This window comes from Chitinophaga sp. CF118 (assembly GCF_900112615.1).
GTDB lineage: Bacteria > Bacteroidota > Bacteroidia > Chitinophagales > Chitinophagaceae > Chitinophaga.
This window is the reverse complement of record NZ_FOMK01000009.1, coordinates 109,547-129,614: the sequence shown is the minus strand read 5'-3', so window position 1 is coordinate 129,614 and position 20,068 is coordinate 109,547. Positions and strand designations below refer to the sequence as shown.

General features: G+C 42.5%; 18 protein-coding genes and 1 tRNA gene. 9 read left to right on the top strand and 10 right to left on the bottom strand.

Going from position 1 to position 20,068, the window contains the following annotated elements; genetic code table 11:
- Positions 1–19: 19 nt before the first annotated feature.
- Positions 20–1,072: a COX15/CtaA family protein gene (locus BM176_RS25890; protein WP_090107253.1), complete on the bottom strand. Its 1,053-nt coding sequence runs from the start codon at positions 1,070–1,072 to the stop codon at positions 20–22.
- Positions 1,073–1,227: 155 nt separating this feature from the next.
- On the opposite strand from BM176_RS25890, the gene BM176_RS25885 reads away from it, so the two are divergent.
- Positions 1,228–1,650, top strand: coding sequence for a hypothetical protein (locus BM176_RS25885; RefSeq protein ID WP_090107252.1), 423 nt, complete (start codon positions 1,228–1,230; stop codon positions 1,648–1,650).
- A 163-nt stretch (positions 1,651–1,813) separates the two neighbouring features.
- On the opposite strand, the gene BM176_RS25880 is transcribed toward BM176_RS25885, so the two are convergent.
- A complete protein-coding gene (locus BM176_RS25880; RefSeq protein ID WP_255373590.1) occupies positions 1,814–4,876 on the bottom strand; it encodes a glycoside hydrolase family 3 N-terminal domain-containing protein in 3,063 nt (1,020 codons plus the stop codon).
- A 323-nt stretch (positions 4,877–5,199) separates the two neighbouring features.
- Here BM176_RS25880 and BM176_RS25875 point away from each other — a divergent pair, with 323 nt between their 5' ends.
- The 4 genes from BM176_RS25875 (at position 5,200) to BM176_RS25860 (ending at position 8,682) form a co-directional block, all read left to right on the top strand.
- Positions 5,200–5,787, top strand: a complete 588-nt coding sequence (locus tag BM176_RS25875; RefSeq protein ID WP_090107251.1) for an adenylate kinase — start codon at positions 5,200–5,202, stop codon at positions 5,785–5,787.
- A 133-nt stretch (positions 5,788–5,920) separates the two neighbouring features.
- Positions 5,921–6,916 (top strand): GTPase ObgE, encoded by a 996-nt coding sequence (obgE, locus tag BM176_RS25870; RefSeq protein ID WP_090107250.1) that lies wholly within the window; start codon positions 5,921–5,923, stop codon positions 6,914–6,916.
- A gap of 361 nt (positions 6,917–7,277) precedes the next feature.
- Positions 7,278–8,021: a hypothetical protein gene (locus tag BM176_RS25865; protein WP_143097933.1), complete on the top strand. Its 744-nt coding sequence runs from the start codon at positions 7,278–7,280 to the stop codon at positions 8,019–8,021.
- 1 nt (position 8,022) lies between these two features.
- Positions 8,023–8,682, top strand: a complete 660-nt coding sequence (locus BM176_RS25860; protein WP_090107248.1) for a DUF2306 domain-containing protein — start codon at positions 8,023–8,025, stop codon at positions 8,680–8,682.
- Here the strand turns inward: BM176_RS25860 and BM176_RS25855 are convergent.
- The 3 genes from BM176_RS25855 to BM176_RS25845 all read right to left on the bottom strand — a co-directional run bounded on the left by BM176_RS25855 (position 8,648) and on the right by BM176_RS25845 (position 10,303).
- Positions 8,648–9,760, bottom strand: coding sequence for a TPR end-of-group domain-containing protein (locus BM176_RS25855; RefSeq protein ID WP_143097932.1), 1,113 nt, complete (start codon positions 9,758–9,760; stop codon positions 8,648–8,650). The two genes, BM176_RS25860 and BM176_RS25855, sit on opposite strands and share 35 nt — an antisense overlap.
- Positions 9,761–9,853: 93 nt before the next feature.
- A tRNA-Thr gene (locus tag BM176_RS25850) sits at positions 9,854–9,926 on the bottom strand.
- Positions 9,927–9,991: 65 nt separating this feature from the next.
- Positions 9,992–10,303, bottom strand: coding sequence for a YbaB/EbfC family nucleoid-associated protein (locus BM176_RS25845; protein ID WP_090107246.1), 312 nt, complete (start codon positions 10,301–10,303; stop codon positions 9,992–9,994).
- A 69-nt stretch (positions 10,304–10,372) separates the two neighbouring features.
- Here BM176_RS25845 and BM176_RS25840 point away from each other — a divergent pair, with 69 nt between their 5' ends.
- Together BM176_RS25840 and BM176_RS25835 are read left to right on the top strand one after the other, a co-directional pair.
- Complete coding sequence (locus tag BM176_RS25840) at positions 10,373–11,623, top strand: geranylgeranyl reductase family protein (RefSeq protein WP_090107245.1); 1,251 nt, start codon at positions 10,373–10,375, stop codon at positions 11,621–11,623.
- Positions 11,624–11,626: 3 nt separating this feature from the next.
- Positions 11,627–12,730, top strand: coding sequence for a DUF2891 domain-containing protein (locus BM176_RS25835; RefSeq protein ID WP_255373589.1), 1,104 nt, complete (start codon positions 11,627–11,629; stop codon positions 12,728–12,730).
- A 37-nt stretch (positions 12,731–12,767) separates the two neighbouring features.
- Here BM176_RS25835 and BM176_RS25830 read toward each other — a convergent pair whose 3' ends face one another.
- The 4 genes from BM176_RS25830 to BM176_RS25815 form a co-directional block, all read right to left on the bottom strand.
- A complete protein-coding gene (locus BM176_RS25830) occupies positions 12,768–13,070 on the bottom strand; it encodes a Dabb family protein (protein ID WP_090107243.1) in 303 nt (100 codons plus the stop codon).
- A gap of 27 nt (positions 13,071–13,097) precedes the next feature.
- A complete protein-coding gene (locus tag BM176_RS25825; protein WP_090107242.1) occupies positions 13,098–14,297 on the bottom strand; it encodes an ABC transporter permease in 1,200 nt (399 codons plus the stop codon).
- Positions 14,294–14,944 carry an ATP-binding cassette domain-containing protein gene (locus BM176_RS25820; protein ID WP_090107241.1) on the bottom strand — a complete coding sequence of 217 codons (651 nt, stop codon included), beginning with the start codon at positions 14,942–14,944 and terminating at the stop codon, positions 14,294–14,296. Before BM176_RS25820 ends, BM176_RS25825 begins: the two co-directional genes overlap by 4 nt.
- Positions 14,945–15,007: 63 nt before the next feature.
- Positions 15,008–16,780 carry a DUF4836 family protein gene (locus BM176_RS25815; RefSeq protein ID WP_090107240.1) on the bottom strand — a complete coding sequence of 591 codons (1,773 nt, stop codon included), beginning with the start codon at positions 16,778–16,780 and terminating at the stop codon, positions 15,008–15,010.
- A gap of 276 nt (positions 16,781–17,056) precedes the next feature.
- Here BM176_RS25815 and BM176_RS25810 point away from each other — a divergent pair, with 276 nt between their 5' ends.
- Complete coding sequence (locus BM176_RS25810; RefSeq protein ID WP_255373588.1) at positions 17,057–17,332, top strand: YciI family protein; 276 nt, start codon at positions 17,057–17,059, stop codon at positions 17,330–17,332.
- A gap of 65 nt (positions 17,333–17,397) precedes the next feature.
- Here BM176_RS25810 and msrB read toward each other — a convergent pair whose 3' ends face one another.
- Positions 17,398–17,865: a peptide-methionine (R)-S-oxide reductase MsrB gene (gene msrB / locus BM176_RS25805; RefSeq protein ID WP_090107421.1), complete on the bottom strand. Its 468-nt coding sequence runs from the start codon at positions 17,863–17,865 to the stop codon at positions 17,398–17,400.
- Between the two features lie 263 nt (positions 17,866–18,128).
- Between msrB and mutL the strand changes: the two genes are divergently transcribed.
- On the top strand, positions 18,129–20,000 hold the full coding sequence (mutL, locus tag BM176_RS25800) for a DNA mismatch repair endonuclease MutL (protein WP_090107238.1): 1,872 nt from the start codon (positions 18,129–18,131) through the stop codon (positions 19,998–20,000).
- The last annotated feature ends 68 nt before the right edge of the window (positions 20,001–20,068 follow it).

The following is a 20,068-nucleotide window of genomic DNA, read 5'->3' as shown; positions in this document are numbered from 1 at the left end:
CGAAAAAGTTTAATATGCCCTATGCGCTTATTTCCTTGCCCCTGCTAAGGAATAATGTCCATAAGAGTGCCAGTAGCAGCATCATGCCGGTAAACTGATGTAAAATTGCGAGTGACAACGGAATTTTCACCTGGCTGCCCAACAACGTCAGTACACCCAGCATTACCTGTAACAGAACCAACAGTAAAGGGATGTAGCGGATGCGGTGTAACAGGCTATCTTCCGGAGTTTCAGCGGCCTTCCACCACCAGATGGTAACAAAAATGGCAATCAGATAAGCCAGGCCACGGTGAATAAATTGTATAGTGATCTCGTTATGGGTAATATCCGACGGGAAACTGCCCTGCGTGAACATACTGGCGGGAAACCACATTCCATTGATATCCGGCCAGGTACTGGCAGCAAGGGCGGCATGCAATCCAGCCATAAAAGCGCCATAGATCAGTTGCAGGGTAAGTAATACCAGCAACCAGATATTCAGGCTGGCTAATCTTTTTACAGGTAATATTTCTTTATCGGGAGTACTCAGTTTTAAAGCAAACCACAAAACATAACAGCCTAAGATAAGGGCTGAGATAAAGTGAATAGCAAGCCGGATATGATTTACATAAAGATTGTCTACGTTCAGCCCACTCTTCACCATGATCCAGCCAATTGCACCCTGTAATCCTCCAAGAAGAAACAGGATGATCATCGGTTTTACCATAGTACGGTCAATCTTTTTCTTAATCAGGAACCAGACAAATGGTACGGCAAATACAACACCCATCAGCCTTGCCCAGTCGCGGTGCAACCATTCCCAAAAATAAATAGCCTTGAAATCGGAAAGGGTGAAATGACTATTTACATACTTCGACTGTCCTATCTCTTTATAATGGTCAAAAGCCGTTTGCCAGGCCTGCTGGTTCATGGGAGGCAATGCTCCCAGCAGGGGTTGCCATTCTGTAATAGATAAACCAGAACCGGTAAGCCGGGTGATGCCACCCAGTAATACCTGAATAATGATCATCCCCACTCCTGTATAAAGCCATATAGCTACGGGCCGTTGCTGTTGTAATGTTGATTTTTCCATAAACGCCAACAAAGGTAGGGAATGTCAATTAATCCTTTCTTAACGTGCCGGTAATATTCAGTTAACCTGGTGCATAGATCTTTGCGGCGAAATAAGGAACCATTGTATTAGCTAATACGAACCCTAATTGAAATCATCATCAAAAAAAACTTTGTATGAAACACATACTGGTATTAGCAGCTATTCTGCTTAACCTCTCATCCGTTAACGCCCAGAATAACATTTACGCGTTTAACAAAACAAGCATTGTCAATAATAATAACAATGATGAAATGCCTGTTACAACAACTTCTTTCAAACTGGAAGTTTCCCAGATCCATGACGACCTGGTATTCCGTGTAACTGTTGAAAATCCTGGATCAGAGAAAGTGATCCTCAGCATAAAAGATGCAAACAATGTGGTTCTTCACCAGGAAACCCTGCCGGTTACCCTTCTTTATAAGGCTAAATTCAACCTCCAGGGACTGGAAGACGGTAATTATACTTTTGAGATCAGAAAAGGAAAGACCAGAGTGGCAGAAAAAACAGTAGATATCCGGACAGAAACAAGCATCAACAGAACAGTATCAGTACAGTAATATGGTAATTATACCATAGGAACTACATCAAGAGAACAGTATCCGTTATACTACTGGATCAACAGAAAATATCCATACAGTAATCAGATATTATTAAAAAAATAGTGCCAGATGAATGGCCTTACGGCATACTTCATCTGGCACTATTGACTAATTACCTTCCCTATTTGCCATTCTCCATCGCTTCATACAGCGTTTCCATCATATTCTGCCGCACATGCATCGTACCTAACTTAGGATTATCCCCGTCAGGACATACCCTGTTACTCAGGAAAATGAATACCAGCTTAGATTGAGGATCCACCCAGATACAGGTTCCTGTAAATCCGGTATGACCATACGTTAATGGCGATGCACTCTTACATGGGTATGCATCTTCACTCTTACTCTTTTTACTTTTACCCTTTTTCTTTTTACCCTTAACTTCTTCCTTACTATTATCTTTTTCAGGTTTGTCGAATCCCAGCCCGCGACGACTTACATTACTATTATAGCTGGTGAACAACTGCAACGTTTCAGATTTGATATACTGCTTTCCGTTATACGTTCCCCCATTGAGTAACATCTGCATTAATATTGCAAGATCTTCTGCATTTGAAAACAATCCGGCATGACCTGCTACACCACCAAACATGGCAGCTCCCGGATCATGTACATCTCCACGAATCCATTGCCTCCTGAAAGTGCGCTCATTTTCTGTAGGTGCCAGTTGTGAGAGGGAGAACCGTTCTCTTGGTTTAAAACCGGTGGTGGTCATTCCCAATGGTTCGTAAAATGTTTCCCTCACATAATGGTTCAACTTCTTACCTGTGATCTGTTCCACAATTTCTCCCAGCAGGATAAAATCATTGTCACTGTATACATAACCCGGTGAAGGCTTCAGCGGACTTTCAACAATCCGGCGGAACAGCGTATCAGTATATGTGCTCTTCAGATACAAATGTTCTGCTACCCTTACAGAATATAAAGAATCTGCGTAGCTATGGTAAAGAGCGGTATCGGGGACACCCTTATCCATAAGCGTTTCTTTATAGAATGGAATAAAAGGAACCAGGCCGGCCTGATGCAATAATATATCCCGGATCCGCAAGCCGGCTTTATTACTACCCACTACCCAGGGCAAATAATCTCCAAGTGTGGCATCCAGTTTCAATTTACCCTCATCGTACAACCGCATTACCGACATAGTGGTGGCACATACTTTTGTTACTGAGGCCAGATCATAAATGGATTGAGAAGTAACAGCCTCCCTTTTACTATAGTCATAAGCCCCGAAGTTTTTATCATATACAATCTTTCCATCTTTCATTACCACTATCTGACAGCCGGGGGCAGCTTTCTTTTTGATCATTTCATTCGCCAGTACATCAAGATGTTGTAAGGTTTGACTGTTCATCCCAACAGATTCCGGTTTCACATGTGATAATTCCAGCGGCGCAGCTAGCTTGGGCAATGGCTCAGGAACGATTCCTGTTCCGTAAGGGAAATTAGAACATACTGTAACCGGCAGTTTTCCTTTAGGTTGTAACTGTCCGAACAGCTGTCTGGCAGCAGCCCGTTGTGTATTATCATCATCTTCATAAGCAGCAATGATAGTAGGTGCCTCACAGAAATACTGAATAGCATATGGATTCCCAAATACCACTGTAACAGAAGGCATTTCCAGTTGCAACTGCTGGATCAGCAGCCTTTCTGCCGTGCTGAGACCAAAACTGTTGGCCGGACGGCGGCCATAATTATGCAATCCTATGATTACCGCCTGGTAATCATGTTTAAGGCGTTCCACTACCTGCCCCACCTGGTTCACATCTTGCCGGGAAGTGAAGATATAACTGGTTACATCCGGCCGTATTGCTTTTATCGTTTGTACAAATGCATTATTCACATCCGCCCCCACTGCTATTACAGCCACTTTACCAGGTGTATGCTGATTGAAGGGGATCAGGTGATTATCATTCTTCAGTAAGGTCAGCGCGTTTTCAGAAATCCTTCTTGTTAAAGAATCGGAAGCGGCATTCAGATCACTGGTGAGATTGTTGAGATCTATTACCTGTGGTTTATATAAGCCCATCTGGTATTTAGCGTGCAGCACTTTTTTCACCCGCAGGTTCACTTCATCCCAGGAAATCAGGTCTTTTCTGATAGCGCGTTTGATTGCATCTACGCTTCCTTCTGCCGTAGAAGGCAGCATCATCATATCATTGCCGGCCAGCAGTGATTGTGCGGCTTCCTCTCCGTTGGTATAGAATTTTGCGATGCCTTTCATTTCCAGAGCATCTGTAATAATGATACCCTTATATCCCAACTCCTGTTTCAGCAATCCTGTTACTGCTTTATAGGAAATGGAAGTAGGAGTATTAGGTGTACTATCAATAGCGGGAATATACAGATGAGCTATCATGATTCCGCCTACACCCGCCGCAATGGCCTCTCTGAAAGGGTAAAGTTCCAGAGAATCCAGCTGTGCCCTTGATTTGCGGATGGTTGGGAGGTCCAGATGAGAGTCTACATCAGTATCTCCATGACCGGGAAAGTGTTTGGCACAAGCCATTACGCCTTGATCCTGCATACCTTTAATTGTTTGTATGCCCAGTCTTGCCACCTGATATTTATCCTGCCCGAAAGAGCGGTCGTTGATAACAGGGTTGTTAGGATTGTTGTTCACATCCATGTCCGGAGCATAGTCCATGTGAATTCCCAGTCTACGGCATTGTTGCCCCAGGATTCTACCATAGTCATATGCCAGTGTGCTGTCTTTTACCGCTCCCAACATCAGGTTACGGGGCAGGGCAATTACACTGTCCAGGCGCATTCCCAGTCCCCATTCGCCGTCTATTGCTATCATGAGCGGAGTTTTGGAAATGGACTGGTAATAATTGGTAAGCAGAGCTTGCCTTACCGGGCCTCCCTGGAAAAAGATCAGTCCACCTACTTTATTATCCTTTATATCATTTACTATTTTATTTACGTGATCTATACCCAGATTGGAATGGGCTCTGATCATAATCAGCTGAGCGATGCGTTCATCTGCATTCAGCGATTCAAAAACACTATCCACCCAATGATCTTCCGGGCTTTCTCTTCTAAGTACCGGTATTTTGTTTTCATGACGTGGTTTATCAGGTCCTGCCTTGTCCGGATTACTGGGATTTATCCTGGTCGATGTTCCCGGAGCACTGCCCGCCAGGAATAATCCGGCGAACCCTAGAATCAGTAATTGCTTCATAATCATTGGCTAAACTTACGAATTAATTATTTTTTGTACGAGATACTCATATGAAAAATACTACTCTTTACACTTTTCCGGTTGATATAATCTGGCAGTGTAAATACCTATATTTACTAAAAGTTCATAACATTCTTCACATATCTGTACCTATGGATCTATTGAAAGGCGCTTAAAAATAATCCACTAATTACAGCATATCATTGAATGATATCTATCAAATTTCTTAAATATTTCACATTATTCAAGCAATAGTAATTTTAGTTACCTATACATTCAATTGTTTGTTATATTTGTGGTCTTGCTAAAGATTTAATAAAAACATGGTCAATATCATTTTATTTGGCCCTCCCGGCAGCGGTAAGGGCACACAAAGTGCTAATCTTATTGATAAATACGGCCTTATCCACCTCTCTACCGGAGATTTACTACGCAGTGAAATAGCGGAGAAAACGCCCCTGGGCATGGAAGCTAAAAAAGTAATCGATCAGGGACTTCTGGTTCCGGATGAGGTTGTGATCGGTATGATCAGTTCTAAACTCGATGCAAACCCGGAAGCAAGGGGATTTATATTTGATGGTTTTCCGCGTACTAATGCCCAGGCAGAAGCGTTGGATAAACTCCTGACACTGAAAAAAACGGCTATTTCCAATGTATTGGCACTGGAAGTACCTGAAGATCAGTTGATAGCCCGCCTGCTTAACAGAGGTGCTACTTCCGGACGCAGTGATGATGCCAACGAAGACGTAATACGTGCACGTATTGTGGAATATCACAACAAAACGGCTCCTGTTGCAGATCATTATGCCAAATATGGCAAGTTTAAAAAGATTAAAGGAGAAGGGTCTGTTGAGGAAATATTTGACCGTTTAAGTAAAGAAATCGATAGTCTGATAGAAGAAAGAGTATAACAGGCAACGTATATATTTTAAACGCAAAGATTGTAAGTATGTATTTTACTTAGTAAAATGCCTGAACTTAACGATCTTTGCGTTTTTACGTTTAATACGAAGCGCTGAAAATGGCGCATAAATTACAGACAAATTGGAAAGAGGTAATTTCGTTGATTATATAAGGATATCTGCCAAATCTGGTAAAGGCGGGGCCGGAAGTGCGCACTTTATGCGTACCAAATACAACCCTGAAGCGGGACCGGATGGTGGTGACGGAGGTCGTGGCGGACATATCATTTTAAAGGGCAATTCCCAGTTATGGACATTGCTGCATCTGCGCTGGTATAAAAATGTAGTGGCTGAGGATGGTGCAAATGGCCGGGATAATAACAGTACCGGTCACAACGGAGCCGATGTAATCATTGAAGTTCCCCTGGGCACTCAGGCCTTTGATGAAGAAACCGGGGAAATGGAAGTTGAGATCCTTCATGACGGACAGGAAGTAATATGGGTACCAGGCGGACAAGGTGGCCGCGGTAACAATTACTTTAAGTCGGCAACCAACCAGGCTCCTGAATATGCACAACCAGGGATGCCGGGACGTGAAGGCTGGAAAGCACTTGAACTGAAAATGCTGGCCGACGTAGGTCTGGTAGGCTTCCCAAATGCCGGTAAATCTACCCTGCTGTCTACCATTACTGCTGCCAAACCTAAAATTGCTGACTACGCTTTTACCACACTTACTCCTAACCTGGGTATGGTGGCTTACCGTAACGACCGCTCTTTCTGTATAGCGGATCTGCCGGGGATTATTGAAGGTGCCCATGAAGGTAAAGGCCTGGGACACCGTTTCCTGCGACATATAGAACGCAATCCTGTATTGTTGTTCCTTATACCGGCCGACAGCCAGGATCACCGTAAAGATTTCGATATCCTGTTAAACGAACTGGAACAGTATAATTCAGAACTGCTGGATAAAAAGTTTGTGCTGGCTATTAGTAAAAGTGATATGCTGGATGAAGAACTGAAAGTTGCTATTGCGGAAGAATTACCTCCACATGTACCTCATGTGTTCATTTCTTCCGTTACTCAACAGGGGCTGCCAGATCTGAAAGATCTGTTATGGCAGGCGTTGAATTCAAAGTAGATAGCTGCTTATAGTTGACATTGAACTCAAACAATACTGTTAAAATAATATTACAAGGGCGAAGATACATTCTGTGTCTTCGCCTTATTTTTTCACTATATTAAATGCTGATTATCAGTGTAAAAAGGAGTCAGATCCAATAGAAACCCGGTAGAGATTCGCTCATCCTTCGTTCATCCTTCGTTTAAAAACGTAGGATGAACGAAGGATGAGCCTTTTCCTACCCTGTTTAATTCCTCTTTATTTCCTGTTTATGCTTTATTCCAGGACTTGTAATAGTACTATTTTACCCTTGGGGATCGGCAAACTGTCAATAAACATTCTACAGAATATTTTATTATTTTACGAAAATTTTTATCCTGTGAAATATATTATCGGCGCATGTTTCTGCATCTTCCTATTCAGTGAATGTTCTTCTTCAGGCAATACTCAAACTCCTGCAACAACAGATTCTACTACCGTCGTAGTTCCCCAAACAGTATCGATACAGGGTACCTATAAAGGTGATTTTGGCGGAAGTCCTATTTATATCACTATCAACTATATAAGCGGTAAACATATTGCAGGCTACAATGTGCACAAAGGACTGCGTCGTAACCTGAGCGGTACCATACAGCAAGCAGGAGATGGCTGGGAATTATTACTAAATGAACCAGGAGATCATGCTTTTGACGGTAAATTCAAACTCTTATTTGATGCAGATTATGCTACCGCAAAAGGTCAGTGGAATCCGTTAAATACGCCTTCTTCATTAAAAGAAAAGAAGTTTACTCTTAGCAGGGAAAAAGTCCAGAGCTATGATGATGCAGATTTCATGGCTGATATTACCTATCAGGCAGATCATGCAGATATAAAATTTAACAGCGACGGCAGCTGCATATTTAATTATTACGACAAGATTTCTGACTCCGCTTTTGCACAGCAAATGAATACAGTAAGAGGTACATGGGAAAGAAAGGCTTCAAATATTATGATAAACTGGCAGAAAAATGAACATATCAGTAAGCCAAGCAGCGTTTTTGAAATCATTTATGAAGATTATGAAGGTAAACAGGTGATGAGTAATATTCAAGGTGAGGGATTTGAATTCAGGATGGCATTCTAATATGATTAAACGGATCGTTCTTTTTTTACTGGCAGGTTTAATACTATATGCCTCCTGGCTTATGCTTTTATTAAGCCTGCCCTACACTTCCTTTGACCGGCATGTGGATTTCCTCATGACCAAGCAACTGGTATATCATATCCGGCACTGGCGGGTCAGCTTTTATACGCATGTATTTGTCAGCATAATTGTACTACTCACAGGACTCCTGCAATTCAGCTGGTATCTCTTAAAAAAATATCCCGGACTGCATCGCATGTCCGGGAAGATTTATGTATTGGTGGTGTTATTGTTCAGTGGGCCCAGTGGCCTTATCATGGGCTTTTATGCTAATGGTGGCATACCTGCCCGGATCAGTTTTGTGATCCTTGCAATGCTCTGGATAGCCAGTACTTTTATGGGATGGCGGTATGCCCTTCAGCGCAACTGGCAGAAACATGCAGCCATGATGGTTCGCAGTTATGCCCTCACATTATCTGCTATCAGCCTGCGATTCTATGCTTTTCTGATCGGTACATTTCATCTCCCTCTTCATCCGGTAACAAAGTACATCCTTATCTCCTGGCTTAGCTGGACATTAAACCTGCTGATTGCGGAAGCCATTATAAAATGGGGCTTCCAAAAGATTAGTCGTTCATACTCAGCAAAGCCTGCTGCTTAACGAAATGACCATCTGACGAAATAGTATAGTTTTCTTTATCCAGTTCTTTTGATTCCAGCAGTTTATTATCATCATATCCTGCGCTCTCCGGATCTTTCTCATATACCTGCTTAAACAGTCCTACCTGTATAGTTCCGTTCTCCGCCAGAGTAGCTACTTTAAATGGTTCATCCAGTTTTAACTGGCCAGCAATCAGTAATTTATCAATCAGTTTACCCTGCTTGTCAAAACTCACAATGTAATAGGCAGGAGGTGCCATTTCACTCATCATTACTTCCCTTATCGCATAGATCAACGTTTTTACACTATCACTGTTTTTTACGAGACCTACATGATAATATTCACTGCCTACTTCGCGGGAAAACTGACCATCCCTCATTTCAGGAACAAAACGTTCATAGTCATATGAAATATAATCCTCACCAAGATTAGCTCCATATTTCATATCCAGTACTAATGGAAACTCTAGTGGTTTGAACTCATGCCAGAAAAGATTCCACTGTAATTTCTCCGGGTCAGTTGCACCGCTTAGTGCAGCATTTACATAATTATTAAAATCTCCCTTTGAACGCAGATAAGCCAGATCTTCATCTGCATAAATATTTTTCACATTGCTGTACCCAAATTCTATGGCAGAAATGAGGCAGTATCTTGCAGAAGTCGCATCCCCTGCAATAGAATACACACAAGCCATATTATACAATACTTTATGCAATGGCTTATAATCCAGTAGTTCCGCTATAACATATGCCTGCATAGCTTCCTTCAGCTTTTTCATATCAAAGAGGGCGTTTCCCAACTCATAATATGATTTAGCCTGTGGCTTCAGTACAATAGATTGCTTAAATAATTTAATACTACCTGCGGGGTTTTTCTTATTCCTGTAACTGTCTATCGCATTCAGGAACAGCTTGTCGGCGTCATTGTTTTTACCAGTAGTTTCATGGACTACCAGCAAAACAGTATCCTTATTGTATAGATTATCGGCTGTTAAGTGAATGGAAGTAGTAGTCTTCTTTGAGGAAGGAGTACATGCAAACAAACAGGCGCTGGCAATAAAGGGAAATAGATATCGCATGCTTAAAGATAATACCAATTATTATAATGTGTATGCCGCCGCTCAGGAACATAAAAAAAGCATTCATAACGATGTTACAAATGCTTAATAATGAGCCAACCAAGGGGCTCGAACCCTCGACCTGCAATTTACGAAACTGCTGCTCTGCCAGCTGAGCTAGGTTGGCGTTATTCATATAAAAATAACACAGCCTCCCTCATGTATAGCCGCAGTGCCAGATTATTGCAGGTGTTAAAACAGTCCGCCAAGACCGCCCATCATACCACCGGCAACGCCTTTCATTTCAGCTTCCCAGGCATTTTCAGCATTTTTCAAGGCACGGTTCAACGCTGTGATCATAAGATCTTCCAGCTCTTCTTTGTTATCTTTTTCAAGTAACCGTTCAGCAATATCAATGCTTTTCACTTCACGATTTCCGGTTACCGTTACTTTAACAGCCCCATCGCCGGCTTCACCGTCTACAGTAATCTGTGCCAGGCGAACCTTGCTGTCTTTCATTTTTTCCTGCGCTTCCTGCAGCTTGCCAAAAAGATCTCCAAACATGGTGTATTGATTTAAAGCCGCGAAGATATTCCACTTTTCTTTATCTTAACGCTTTAATCGCATTATAGGATGTTAGAAACCAAAGTATGTATTGTTGGAGCAGGGCCTGCCGGAACTGCAGCCGCTCTTCAACTGGCCCAGTTAAATATTGAGTGCATTATTGTTGATAAAGCAGTATTTCCGCGCGACAAAGTTTGTGGCGATGGATTAAGCGGAAAAGTGATCACGGCCCTCAATCGTATAGACCCGGCTATTGCAACCCGTCTGAAACAAGCCGATTTCAAGGTAAACAGCTGGGGTGTTACGTTTGTATCTCCTGCCCGTCATAGTCTGGATGTGGGTTACCGCCCGGATTATAACAGCAAGGAAACCAGTCATAAGGAAACTCCAATTGGCTATGTGTGCAAACGTATGGACTTTGACAATTTCCTGGTAGATGAAGTAAAACGCCGTCCGGAAATTAAACTGCACGAAAGCGTTACCATAGAGAGCTACGAACTCACTAAAGATGGATATATTGTTACCGGCAATAAAGGCAGCTTCCAGGTGAAAGCACAACTGCTCATCATTGCCAATGGTGCTCACTCCTCTTTCACAAAGGAAGTGGCCAATATCACCATGGAACCCAAACATTATGTGGCAGGCATCCGTGCCTATTACAAAAATGTGAGTGGCAATAACCCGGACAATTTTATAGAACTGCACTTCCTGAAAAGCCTGTTACCAGGATATTTCTGGATCTTCCCGCTGCCAAACGGAGAGGCAAATGTGGGCGTGGGTGTACTGAGCGAAGCTGTACGTAAAAAGAAAATGAATCTGAAAAAATCAATGCTGGAAATCATTGAGAACGACCCTGTTTTCAAGGAGCGTTTCAAAAATGCAGAACTTACCAGCAGCATTGAAGGATACGGATTACCACTGGGTAGTAAAAAGCGGGTTATTTCCGGCGAACGTTATATGCTGGTAGGTGATGCTGCCTATCTCATCGATCCTTTCACTGGTGAAGGTATCGGCAATGGGTTGTATAGTGGCCGTATAGCCGCATTAGAGGCTGCGGAAGCGCTGAAAGCCAATGATTTCTCTGCGGCAAAACTGGCCCACTACGATTCAGAAGTATACCGCATTATGGGTCCGGAATTGAAATTAAGTCACCGGCTGCAAAAATTAGTTAACTTCCCATGGCTGTTTAATACCCTCATGAAAGTGAGTAGCCGTAATAAACAACTGCAGGAATTATTATCCTGTATGTTTTATGAAGTAGATCTGAGGAAAAAACTGGCCAAACCATCCTTCTATCTGAAATTACTTTTTAACAGATAATCTGTGAAAATAATCGTTCCATTATCCCTGCTAATCTGTTCTCTTATGCCTTCTGCATTTGCTCAACAGCCACTTTATACGCACAATAATACCGGCAACCTGGAACTAACAGTAGCTGGTGCGGCTCATCTTGCCCAGCTGCCACTGAGGTGTATGCAACAGGAGTTCCCTTATAAAACAGGGGTGGTATTTTCGGATTCCTCCCTGGTAACAAATCCCAGGAACTATCACCCGGCATTTTATGGTTGTTTCGACTGGCATAGCAGCGTACATGGACACTGGATGCTGGTACGCCTCCTGAAATCATTCTCTGCCTTACCTCAAAATCAGGAAATCAGAACCAAACTGTCCCAGAACCTGACGGCAGCGCATATCCAGGAGGAACAACAGTTATTCAGCAACAGAGAAAATAAAGGATTTGAACGTATTTACGGATGGAGCTGGCTTCTGCAATTGCAACGTGAACTGCTCACATGGAATGATCCTCTGGGTAAAGAACTGGCAGCTAATGTGCAACCACTGGCTACTCAATTCTCAAGAGCATATATAGATTTCCTCAGTAGACTGATGTACCCTATCCGCGTGGGAGAACATACTAACCTTGCCTTTGGCCTCCGCCTGGCATGGGACTATGCAGAAACAGTAAAGGATACGGCCTTACAAACAGCCATCCGGCAGGCGGCTACCCGGTTTTATGCGGCAGACAAAGACTGTCCGGCATCCTGGGAACCCGGTGGATATGATTTCCTTTCTCCCTGTCTTGAAGAAGCAGATCTCATGTGGCGCATTCTTCCAAAACAGGAATACCAGGTGTGGGTAAAAGCATTTTTACCAGACCTGTTTAAGAAAGACACCCACATCTTCAAAGTAGCTCTGGTAAAAGATTATACCGATGGGAAACTGGTTCACCTTAACGGACTTAATCTGAGTCGCGCATGGTGCCTGTACGGTATTGCCAGACATAGTACTGAAAATAAACAAGCTATTCTGCAAATGGCGAATGAACACCTGGAAGCTGCAATTCCTCATGTGGCAAGTGGCGACTACGCCGGGGAACACTGGCTGGCATCTTTTGCAGTGTATGCATTGACTACAGAAAATAATTAGCAAAAAAAGGCCGGCATTACGCCGGCTTTTTTTATGCTTAAATAGTTTCCGAATCAAAGATCACTACCTTTTCCCACAGATGTTTGCAGTTTTCTACAAAAGCCAGGTGCACAGGTGCTTTCTGATAAATATTATGTCCTTCTTCATCATTGAAAACCGTCAGCTCGCAATAGCTGTAACTTCTGTCAATAACCGGGCGATCGGTAGATGCGGGTTTACCAACATTAAATAACACCAGCGATTCAATACTGCTCAGAGAATTAACGCCGTCTTCAAATTTCTTGATATCAGCTTCTGAAAGCCCGGCTTTCAGATAAAAATTAACAACATGTACAAACATCCTTCAATATTTAATAAGTATTAAAAACTAACTCACCTCTCCTACATATTTCCGCACATTCAGCTGGTTCACCAGGTACACCAGTAATAATACCAGCACCGCCGCGCCAAACGTTACAAGAGACAACATAGGATCTATAAACATTTTATTTGCGGCCAGTACATTGGAGGCCCACCACTGCAATCCGGCTAATATCAGTAAAGCAACGATACCCGTTATTACATACAACGGAATAAATTGCCACATCAGATAACGACGCAACTGACGGGGCGCTGTTCCCAGCGTTACCAGCAACTGAATTTCCCGCTTGCAGCTTACTACTACCAACTGTATGAACATACTGAACACTAACAGTGCAAACAGGAATAATATCACACCAAAGAATCCGATAACAGATACGATCGTTTGAACGATCAGGATAGTCATACTATGTTTAATCTTATCCTGGTTTGTGGTATAGCCTTTATCATTCAGGTATTTTACCAATACCGGATTGGAAGGATCTTTTGTTTTGATGATTACCCGGGAAGGTGCTGTAACAGTACCATCACCAAATTTATGATTGGCCCATTCCATAAAATTCCCTGGTACAAGGATAGAAGAAATACGGTCGGAGAAACCAACAATACGACCGGAAAACTCCTGTACATCCAGACCTTTGGAAATGGTAATCTTCATAGGCAGTGCTTTCACTGTTTCCTGCGAAATTTGTGGTAGTCCCTGGCTTAACGCAAATCCAAAATTATAGAGGTTCAGGAAATCATTGGGTAAGATGATGGGGATTGTATTATCGCCGGTGTTCCATTTCCAGTCTTCATTTTTTACATCAATAAATGCGTCTGGCACAGATTCAAAGAACATGTCTGTATAAAAATGCAGATCGCCGGGAGCTGCAGCTGTTACCTTAAACTTGTTGGAGGTGATAAAACCAAACGCTTCTACGAAAGGTTGTTTTTGTATATCGGCTATCTCTTCAGGGGTAAACTCACTTTTAGCGGATTCGCCCATCATGGCATTAGTAATCTGTTTATTGATCAGCAGGAAATCGGCAGTTTCATTCTGGTTCTTCCTGCTATACAATAACTGGTTTGAATCCGTATGAACCTGTATAGCCAGTAACATTAACAACATGGCAATCCCAAATCCCACGGTAGCCATTATCAGGCGGGTTCTGCCAATGCCGGTTTGTATGATCTTCTTGATTAAGCCGAAAAAAGGTCGCATCATAAATTATAGTGTGTGTCATACGCAAACCTGCTATCATGATCCAGGTCTGTTAAAATAAATCCGGCCCCACGGGTACGGCATTCTTCTGCGATCAGGTCTGCAGCTCGCTGTGCATTCTCATCATCCAGGTGACTGAAGGGTTCGTCCATAATCAGCCACTGAAATGGCTGTGACAGCGCCCGGAGAATAGCTATACGCTGCCGCTCTCCATAAGAGAGGGTTTTGCCGCTTTGTGCCAGCACATGTGTTACATTGAGGCGGGCTGCCATTTCCCTGATCTTTTCTGTGGTACAATATGGCTGAGGGATCATCACCCTTTTCAATTCAATGTTCTCTTCAGCAGTGAGTTGTTCAAAAATGCGCAAATCCTGGAAGATCACACTTACCTGTTGCTGCCGCATGGTAGCAATTAATTCTTTATTGTACGACTGCCACAACTTTCCGTTTATCAGCACCTTGCCCGTATAATCATACCTGATATGATACAGGTAATGTATCAGCGTGGTTTTACCGGTACCGGAAGGTGCTTTTATCTTTACAAAGCTACCGGGTGTAAAGGAGACCTCCTTGTTCCAGATGTCTGACGATCGCTGCAATACTTTATCCTTTAGGGGGATCGGTACCAGGTTCTCTAACTGTATCTGCATGGCTGTAATGTATAAAAAACCCGGCTTCTTACGAAGCCGGGCTCTATTAAAAGTGTGTAATTATTATTGTACAGGAACAGCAGCGGTATCAGGTACTGCTGCACCTTCCCATCCCTGATGCTCTTTTTCCTTATGCTCCTTATAATACTTCGCAGCACTTGTACCCAGGTTTACTAATTGTACCAGGCTATTCTCATTTTCGTTCTTAAAGTTCAGCACCATTTCTGAATGCTGGATCTTACCATCAAACTTATTTGTGAGTATAGTAGCATCCTTTAACAGGTTCTTAACCTGGCCGGCCAGTTCCTTACTATCTGCCGGAATTTCTTCATCCGGAATATTGTTTACGATCTTTTCGATGTTCACATAACCGCCTAAAGGATTTCCTTTTATTTTGCTTATGAAGCTGTTATCCAGTCCGCCGGCTTTCCCTTTACCAGCCTGGTATTGTTCCAGGAAGGCGTTGTCAGAAGCAGTCACTACAAGTTTGTCGGTAATAGATACTGCAGGCATACCCGGCATACCTTCCTGCATTACGTAATGGTCGCCTTGTTTGGTGAACATATTCTTCAACATTGGAGAAGTCATCACTTTATCAAAAGCAGCCTTATCTCCTACTTTCATCGCAAAGATCCATTTAGCATCTGATTTGGTGATGCTATCTTCCGGGAAGTAAGGATTAGGTTTCTTAGAAACTGAGAAATCGGAAGCGGCGAATACCATCTGGCCTTTAAAGGCATTCAGGATATCATCCAGTGTAAGTCCTGAACTATGCAGGCCCATATTGGCAATACCATCCAGACCTGTGCTTTTCACGATGTCGCCGATAATACGGAAATCAAAACCGTATACAAGGAAACCGGTAATGTTATCTGAAGGATATTTCTCCAGCATTTCCAGGTCAGCATCCTGTGAATCGTATTTTTTGTAAATAGCTGCCAGGTCTTTACCTATATAAGAAGAACCTTCTACTACTACTTTTCCTTTCTCGAAGTTTATGGAACCGGTGTAAAAATTACCCGCGATCAGATTCTTCAGATTCGCCGGGATCATTGATGAGATAGAGGAACCCTGTGCAGTATAAATAGGTTCCGGATTCACGTATACACTCAGATCCGCATTATCTTTCAGCAGATCTTTGAAAGCGTCGATAGTACCAGCGGTTTCATCTTTTTTCAGATGGAACAGGTGATCTACTTCCGCTACCCATGTATCTTCCAGAGAGCTGGCATCAGATGTTACCAGGGCTGCTGGCTGAGCAACGGCAGAATCTGCTACTGCGGCCTCTTCAGAATCAGAATCGGGATTATCGGAAGGCATCATACCTTTGTTTTTCAGATCCTTAGTATCTACGCCACGTACATAGATTACCGTTTCCTTATTCCATCCGATCACGGCTTTCTGGTCTTCCTGCCATACATATTGGAAATCGTTTTTCTTTTTCAGTGAAAAGTTCGGGATGTTCTTTTTCAGATATTCCTCAAACTTGCCAGCATCCTTTAATCCGCCGGTCATACTTACATATGATTGCTCGCTGCTGTTAAAAACAACAGATACAAAGAAGTTCCCCTGCAGGTCTATTCCTGAGTTTTCAGCATCTTTCCATGCTTTCATTGCAGGGTTGGAGGTGTCTTTATCCTGTACGGCAGCAAACATTTTATCCATGGTAATACCATTGGTAACCAGCTTTTTACTGATCTGTTTACTGTTAATACTCAGTACTACACCTGCCGTTTTGGGGATATATTTGCTTTGTTCCGGCAACTTGGAACATGCAGAGAATACGACCGCTGCTGTTACAGCGGTTAACAAAACTTTGGAAATGTTTTTTCTCATAATAAGGTATCAGAATTAATAATGAAATATTATACGCTAAAATAGTTTGTTTTTCGTTAGTACAATAGAGATCTCATTGATTAAATTAGTCTTTTCCTGCATATATTACGTGTAGCCATCACAATTTGTTAATATACTATCAGAATAAGGGCAATAGCCTAATTTCTAATGATTTATTAAAAAATTTAAAGCTGCAATAGTTTTATACCTTTGTAAAAATCGAGGTCTGGTTATGATTCTAAATCCTATTATTGAAGCGCTACTATGTACTTAATCATGTTACAATATATCCGTCCCGTGGCTGCCATAGAACATTATATGGATCAGCACAGAGCCTTTCTTGACAAGTTCTATAAAAGTGGACAATTCATTCTTGCGGGACGCAGAAAGCCAAAATCAGGAGGAGTAATTCTATGCAAAGCCTCCAGCCGGAAAGAAGTAGAACAAATTATGAGTGAAGATCCGCTGGATAAATATCAGCTGGCGCTTTATGAGATTATTGAGTTTGAGCCGACTTCCTATGTAAACGAATTGCAAGCCTACCTTTCATAAATGAGGAAAGACAAATTACCGGGATATTACTCTCTGCAATTCGTCTTTCCTGATTATTTTCCCTCTTAGTGTTTCTCCTTATAATGTTTATCTGCATTCTGTGCCTTGTCAAAGTCCAGGATCACAGAATTAATGCAATAACGTAACCCTGTAGGTGGCGGACCATCGTCAAATACGTGCCCCAGGTGTGCCTTACAACGTCCGCACATTACTTCCGTCCGTTGCATGCCATGTTCATTATCCGGTGCATATATCACACTTCCCTTTGTAATGGGTTCAAAAAAACTTGGCCAGCCACAGCTGCTTTCAAACTTGGCATCTGAAACAAATAAAGGATTCCCACATGCGGCACAGTAGTAAGTGCCTTTTTCCTTGCTATTCCAGTATTTACCTGAAAATGCATACTCAGTACCCTTGTTACGGGCAATGTTATACACCTCGGGCGATAACTGCTCTTTCCATTTGTCGTTAGATAAGCTCACTTTGCCGGTGTCTGTCCGGGAGTAAACTTCACTTCTTTTACCTTGTTCCATAGTCTTATTTTTTGCTCCCTCCTGTGAATATGTACAGTTGCTGACCAATATAGCTAAGCTCAAAATTATCAGATTTCTCCACGTCATAGTAACAATTATTAACGATCCCGTTTAGTTTTTACCTTTCCGTCTCTTTTTAAAGTTACGAATTGTATAGTATCCCGGTTTCATATGTAAGGGCTTCCAACTCTATTTAACATTTTCACAGCATCTTTATCAACCATTAAACTTTCCTAACTTTACAGCAAAAGGCACAAAATATAGTGGCGGACATAATCAATCTATTACCAGACAACATAGCCAACCAGATAGCAGCAGGGGAAGTGATCCAACGGCCGGCATCGGCAGTGAAAGAACTGCTTGAAAATGCTGTGGATGCAGGTGCATCAGAAATACAATTGATTATCAAAGATGCGGGTAAAGAACTGGTGCAGGTAATTGATAATGGAAAGGGAATGAGTGAGACTGATGCCCGTATGTCTTTTGAAAGACATGCTACTTCCAAAATAAAGACCATTGAAGATCTTTTTCATATCCGTACCATGGGCTTCCGTGGGGAAGCACTGGCTTCCATAGCCGCTGTATCACAGGTGGAACTGAAAACCCGCCTGCGTGGTACTGACCTCGGGTCCTATATAGAAATAGATAACAGCGCCATAAGAAAACAGGAACCCTGCCAAACAGCAGAAGGTACCAGCATTGCCATGAAGAACCTGTTCTTTAATGTGCCTGCCCGTCGTAACTTCCTGAAAAGCAACGCGGCAGAAATGCGCCATATAGTGGATGAGTTCATCCGGGTGTCAATGGCCTACCCCCAGGTTCAGTTCACCCTTACCAATAATACACAGCAACTGTTCTATCTGGAAAAGGGCTCTCTGAAACAAAGGATCATCGCAATTCTTGGTCAGCATTATAATGCCCGGCTGGTATCAGTGAAGGAAACCACAGACTATATGGATGTAAACGGTTTCGTTGGTAAACCGGAAACGGCCAAGAAAACCCGGGGGGATCAGTTCTTTTTCGTCAACAACCGTTTTATCAAAAGCCCTTACCTGAACCATGCTATCATGAACGCTTTTGCTGAAATGATCCCGGCAGACAGTTATCCTTTATACGTATTATTTATAGATCTTGATCCTGAACATATTGATATCAACGTTCATCCTACCAAACAGGAAATAAAGTTTGATGATGATAAACTGATGTATGCTTTTGTACAATCTGCGGTAAAACATGCACTGGCACAATTCAGTATCACGCCTACTCTCGACTTTGAACTGGATCCCGGCATTCAGCACCTGGATGCAGTGAGCAAACCTTTTACAGAACAACAACAGGCCCAATCCGCAAACAGTTCATTATATAAAACCTTTACACAAGCTAATCAGGCCCATGTTATTGATAACAATAGCAACCTTAAACACTGGAAGGATCTCTACGATATAGGAAAGTCTACACCGGATACTGGTATCCGGGCTACACGGGAGGAACAGCCTTCTGCCTTTGGGGCCGGTTTTGAAAGCCGTTTTTCCGCTTCTGTTATAGATGAACGCTGGCAGGATACTACAATAGATCATAAAGTACCCGTACAGGTACATCTGCAATATATCCTTTCCCAGATAAAATCAGGCTTCATCCTGATAGATCAGCAGTCGGCACATGAAAGGATTCTTTATGAAAGATACCAGCGTGCATTGCTGGATAGTCCCGTACCCGTTCAGCAAAGCCTGTTTCCGCAAACATTACCATTGCTGCCGGCAGATGCGGCACTAATCTCTGAAATGCTGCCAGACCTTCAGGTGTTGGGCTACGATCTGGAACCTTTTGGCAATAATACTTTCGTAGTTCGTGGTACACCGGCAGATATACAGACCGGCAACGAACAGGCCAGCATAGAAGGATTGCTGGAGCAATTCAAACACTTTAGCAATGACCTTAAAGTGAACCGCCGCGAACAACTTGTGCGCTCTATGGCACACAATAATTCAATTCCTGCAGGGAAATCACTGAGTACCCGTGAGATGCAAAATATTATCGATGAGTTGTTTGCGTGTGCGATGCCAACTTCTTCACCAGGTGGGAAGTATACCTATATCTCTTTTAAACTGTCTGATATTGCAAAGATGTTCGGATAGTTTATTTTAGGATGGAGTTTTGTTTATTATGAATAGTGAGGATGGGTTATTGTTTATTATTAATTGCG

Coding starts and splice junctions, on each gene's coding strand:
- BM176_RS25890 (WP_090107253.1), bottom strand. CDS start 1,072: ATGGAAAAATCAACATTACAACAGCAACGGCCCGTAGCTATATGGCTT.
- BM176_RS25885 (WP_090107252.1), top strand. CDS start 1,228: ATGAAACACATACTGGTATTAGCAGCTATTCTGCTTAACCTCTCATCC.
- BM176_RS25880 (WP_255373590.1), bottom strand. CDS start 4,876: ATGAAGCAATTACTGATTCTAGGGTTCGCCGGATTATTCCTGGCGGGC.
- BM176_RS25875 (WP_090107251.1), top strand. CDS start 5,200: ATGGTCAATATCATTTTATTTGGCCCTCCCGGCAGCGGTAAGGGCACA.
- BM176_RS25860 (WP_090107248.1), top strand. CDS start 8,023: ATGATTAAACGGATCGTTCTTTTTTTACTGGCAGGTTTAATACTATAT.
- BM176_RS25855 (WP_143097932.1), bottom strand. CDS start 9,760: ATGCGATATCTATTTCCCTTTATTGCCAGCGCCTGTTTGTTTGCATGT.
- BM176_RS25845 (WP_090107246.1), bottom strand. CDS start 10,303: ATGTTTGGAGATCTTTTTGGCAAGCTGCAGGAAGCGCAGGAAAAAATG.
- BM176_RS25840 (WP_090107245.1), top strand. CDS start 10,373: ATGTTAGAAACCAAAGTATGTATTGTTGGAGCAGGGCCTGCCGGAACT.
- BM176_RS25830 (WP_090107243.1), bottom strand. CDS start 13,070: ATGTTTGTACATGTTGTTAATTTTTATCTGAAAGCCGGGCTTTCAGAA.
- BM176_RS25825 (WP_090107242.1), bottom strand. CDS start 14,297: ATGATGCGACCTTTTTTCGGCTTAATCAAGAAGATCATACAAACCGGC.
- BM176_RS25820 (WP_090107241.1), bottom strand. CDS start 14,944: ATGCAGATACAGTTAGAGAACCTGGTACCGATCCCCCTAAAGGATAAA.
- BM176_RS25815 (WP_090107240.1), bottom strand. CDS start 16,780: ATGAGAAAAAACATTTCCAAAGTTTTGTTAACCGCTGTAACAGCAGCG.
- BM176_RS25810 (WP_255373588.1), top strand. CDS start 17,057: ATGTTACAATATATCCGTCCCGTGGCTGCCATAGAACATTATATGGAT.
- msrB (WP_090107421.1), bottom strand. CDS start 17,865: ATGGAACAAGGTAAAAGAAGTGAAGTTTACTCCCGGACAGACACCGGC.